Source organism: Streptomyces spongiae (assembly GCF_009377185.1).
GTDB lineage: Bacteria > Actinomycetota > Actinomycetes > Streptomycetales > Streptomycetaceae > Streptomyces > Streptomyces spongiae.
The window spans coordinates 1-3,304 of record NZ_VJZC01000833.1 but is presented as its reverse complement, the minus strand read 5'-3'; the positions used below and the strand labels follow the sequence as shown (position 1 = coordinate 3,304).

Below are 3,304 nucleotides of genomic sequence, written 5' to 3'. Positions count from 1 at the left end.
CACGTGGGCGGGCGGGTGCAGTTGCGGCCCGTCGGTGGTGGTCGTGAGTGGGACTGTCCGCCGGAGTCGGTGGGGGAGGCGCCTGCGGAGAAGGTGCTGAGGGAGCGGGTGCGGCGGGCCAACCGGGAGGGGCGGCTGCCGTGTTGAACTGTCCGCATGGTGACCTTGCCGCCCCGCCTCGTCCAGGCCCTGGAGCGCTTCAACTCCGCCCATCCCTGGGACCACAACGCGCACTACCACGCGTGGATCCTGCGGCAGGTGCCCCGGCGCTTCGGCCGTGCCCTGGATGTCGGGTGCGGGAGCGGTGACCTGGCCAGGCTGCTGGCGACCCGGGCGTCCGAGGTGCACGGCATCGACTCGGATCCGGAGATCGTCGAACGGGCGCGGGAGGCGACTCCGGCCGGTGCGCCGGTGACCTTCGCCGTCGCGGACGCGCTGGGTGAGGGCCCTGACGGGTCGTACGACGTCATCACCTGCGTCGCCGTCCTTCATCACCTGCCGTTGGACGAGGCGCTCGCGCACTTCCGTCGGCGACTGGCGCCCGGGGGAACGCTGGTCGTGGTCGGGCTCGCCCGCACGGAGACCCTGGTGGACCAGCTGCTCGGCCTCGCCTCCGTCCCGGCGAACGTCCTGGTGGGGTGGGTCAAGAACAGAGGGCGCACGGCACCGCGGCCGGTGTCCATGACCGCGGTGACCCGGTCGGCGGAGGAAGGCTTCGGTGACATCGTCCGGGAGGCGCGGCGCGTGCTGCCCGGTGTGCGGCTTCGGCGTCGGCTGTTCTGGAGGTACACGCTGGTGTGGCGTCGGACGTCTGACGATCTTGTGATCGACTAGCTCTGTTTGCAGGCAGGGCGGGCGGGACGCGGGTGCGGCGGATCAACCTGGACGGGCGATTGCCGTGATGAGGGATTCGCCGTAGCGTGGCATAAGAACCTGCTCGGTTCTTATGCGTGGAGGCGGCGATGTCTCGCACCATGATCGACCTGGATGATGCACTTGTCGCTGAGGCGGCGGAGATACTGGGCACCACCACCAAACGAGCCACGGTGAACGGCGCGCTTGAGGAGTTCGTGGCGGCCGCCAAGCGACAGCGGTTCATGGAGATGCTCGACGAGGGGGCCTTCAGCGACCTGGGCGATCCGGAAGTGATGGCGAGGGCGTGGCAGTAGCGCGGTACCTGGTCGACAAGAGCGTATGGGCGCGGGCCAGGCACCCCTCGGTGAAGACGGTTCTGAGTCCACTCGTTCATCGAGGGCTGGTGGCGACCTGTGCCGTGATCGACCTGGAGATTCTGTTCAGCGCGCGCAACGCGGCGAAGCATGCGACGGGGCGCTCGCTCCGGAAGGGCTTCGAGTGGTTGCCTCTTACTGATGAGATCGGTGCTCGGGCGGTCCAGGTCCAGGGCCTTCTCGCGGAAAAGGGGATTCACCGGGAGTCTTCCATCCCGGATCTGCTGATCGCCGCTACGGCCGAGCGGCATGGTGTGACGGTGCTCCACTACGACGGCGACTATGAACACATCGCCGAGATCACCGGTCAACCCACAGAATGGGTCGTGGAGCGCGGCTCGGTGCCGTGAGCCGAGGTGCCGCGGTCACAGGTTGCCCATCGGTTCGATGTCCACCCTTATCGGCTCGCCCCACACCCGCAGCACCTCGTAGTCCGTGAACTCGTGGACCAGGCGGTACGCCATCGCCGGGCGGGGGCCGCGGCGCTGGGCGGCCAGGTACAGCTCGGCCTCGCGGCGGTCGCGGCGTGGGGTGCCGCAGAGCTGCCACGCCTGGCCGTTCCACGCCTCCGGGAGCCAGCGCTGCTGGGGCTGGGGGCGGTCGCCGCTCATGCCGTAACGGGACGGGGCGGGTTCGACGGGTGTCGCGGGGCGTGGTGGCCCGTACGCGCCGTTGACCTGGGTGCGCAGGGCCGTGCGGCGGCGGGTCTCGCAGAGGAGGCAGCGGTCGGGGGCGTCCTCGTCCACCGGGCCGTTCGGATGCTCGGCGCAGCGTGTCGTGGGTTTCGCGCTCGTGACCGTCTCGTCCAACAGGTCCAGGGCGCGCCGGAGGTCGGCCTTGACCTCGTGCAGCTTGGCGTCGGGGGTGGTGGCCGTCAGGGCCTCGCCGTGCTCGCCGACGAGGCGCAGGGCCCGGCCCAGGGCGGTCAGTTGCGCGTGGTTCGCCATGCTCGTCCCCTCCTCGGGTCCTCGGGCGGTGTCTTGCCGTCGTGGTCGAGCATGGCATGGACCACTGACATCGAGGGACAACGAGGGGCAGCGGGGCAACGAGGGGCAGCGAGGGCTACGCCTCCCCGGCCAACCCGTCGAGGCGGTCGCGCTGAGCCCGGGTCAGCCGCAGGCGGTCCGCCGCGACGTTCTCCTCCAGGTGGTCGGTGCGGGTGGTGCTCGGGATGGGGAGGACGACCGGAGAGCGGTCGAGGAGCCACGCGAGCGCGACCTGGGTGGCGGTGGCGCCCAGCTCGGCCGCCACCGCGGCGACCTCGGCCCGCTCGCCCGACGTCCCGTGCGCGACGGGCCGCCACGGCAGGAACGCGATGCCCGCCGCCGTACACGCGTCGAGCACCGGCTCGTGCTCCCGGTCGAACAGGTTGTAGCGGTTCTGCACGCTCGCGATGTCGACGATCTCCCGCGCTCGGTCGAGTTCGGCGACGGTGACCTCCGACAGGCCGATCCGGCCCACCTTGCCCTCGTCCCTCAACTCCCGCAGCGTGCCCAGCTGGTCGGCGAGGGGCGTCTCAGGGTCGATGCGGTGCAGTTGGAGCAGTTCGACGCGCTCGACGCGCAGTCGGCGCAGCGCCTCGTCCACCTGGTGGCGCAGGACCTTGGGCCGCCCGTCCGTCCGCACCTTGCCCGACGGCGACCGCGCGATCCCGACCTTGGTCGCGACGAGCAGGTCCTCCGGGTACGGGTGCAGGGCCTCGGCGAGGAGTTCCTCGTTGGCTCCCCAGCCGTACATGTGGGCCGTGTCGATCAGCGTGACGCCGAGTTCCACGGCCTGCCGGGCGAGCGTGAGGGAGGCCGTGCGGGCGTCGGCGGGTTCGGCGGACAGGTGCATGGCGCCCAGCCCGAGCCGCCGTACCTCGAGATCCCCGCCGATCCGAAACGTGGTCGTGGTCGATGCCATCTGCCGTCTCCGCCCTGTCGCCTTCGCCGGCTCGGTCAAGCGACAACGCTAACAACGCAGTTGGACAGGTCACCCGGTATTTTCCACGGTATTTTCTACACCTTTTCCTGTGCCCTTTTCTGTGCCCGTTCCTGTGCCCTTTTCCTGTGCCTTTTCCTGCGGCACTCCGG

General features: G+C 70.2%; 5 protein-coding genes. 3 read left to right on the top strand and 2 right to left on the bottom strand.

Going from position 1 to position 3,304, the window contains the following annotated elements; translation table 11 throughout:
• The first annotated feature begins 156 nt into the window (after nucleotides 1–156).
• The 3 genes from FNH08_RS47480 (at nucleotide 157) to FNH08_RS47470 (ending at nucleotide 1,579) form a co-directional block, all read left to right on the top strand.
• Nucleotides 157–834 carry a class I SAM-dependent methyltransferase gene (locus FNH08_RS47480; RefSeq protein WP_152778112.1) on the top strand — a complete coding sequence of 226 codons (678 nt, stop codon included), beginning with the start codon at nucleotides 157–159 and terminating at the stop codon, nucleotides 832–834.
• 128 nt (nucleotides 835–962) lie between these two features.
• Nucleotides 963–1,169: a type II toxin-antitoxin system VapB family antitoxin gene (locus FNH08_RS47475; RefSeq protein ID WP_152778111.1), complete on the top strand. Its 207-nt coding sequence runs from the start codon at nucleotides 963–965 to the stop codon at nucleotides 1,167–1,169.
• Nucleotides 1,160–1,579, top strand: coding sequence for a PIN domain nuclease (locus tag FNH08_RS47470; RefSeq protein ID WP_322726584.1), 420 nt, complete (start codon nucleotides 1,160–1,162; stop codon nucleotides 1,577–1,579). Before FNH08_RS47475 ends, FNH08_RS47470 begins: the two co-directional genes overlap by 10 nt.
• Before the next feature lie 15 nt (nucleotides 1,580–1,594).
• Here FNH08_RS47470 and FNH08_RS47465 read toward each other — a convergent pair whose 3' ends face one another.
• Nucleotides 1,595–2,176, bottom strand: a complete 582-nt coding sequence (locus FNH08_RS47465) for a hypothetical protein (RefSeq protein WP_152778110.1) — start codon at nucleotides 2,174–2,176, stop codon at nucleotides 1,595–1,597.
• A gap of 115 nt (nucleotides 2,177–2,291) precedes the next feature.
• Nucleotides 2,292–3,134 carry an aldo/keto reductase gene (locus FNH08_RS47460; protein ID WP_152778109.1) on the bottom strand — a complete coding sequence of 281 codons (843 nt, stop codon included), beginning with the start codon at nucleotides 3,132–3,134 and terminating at the stop codon, nucleotides 2,292–2,294.
• Between the last annotated feature and the right edge of the window lie 170 nt (nucleotides 3,135–3,304).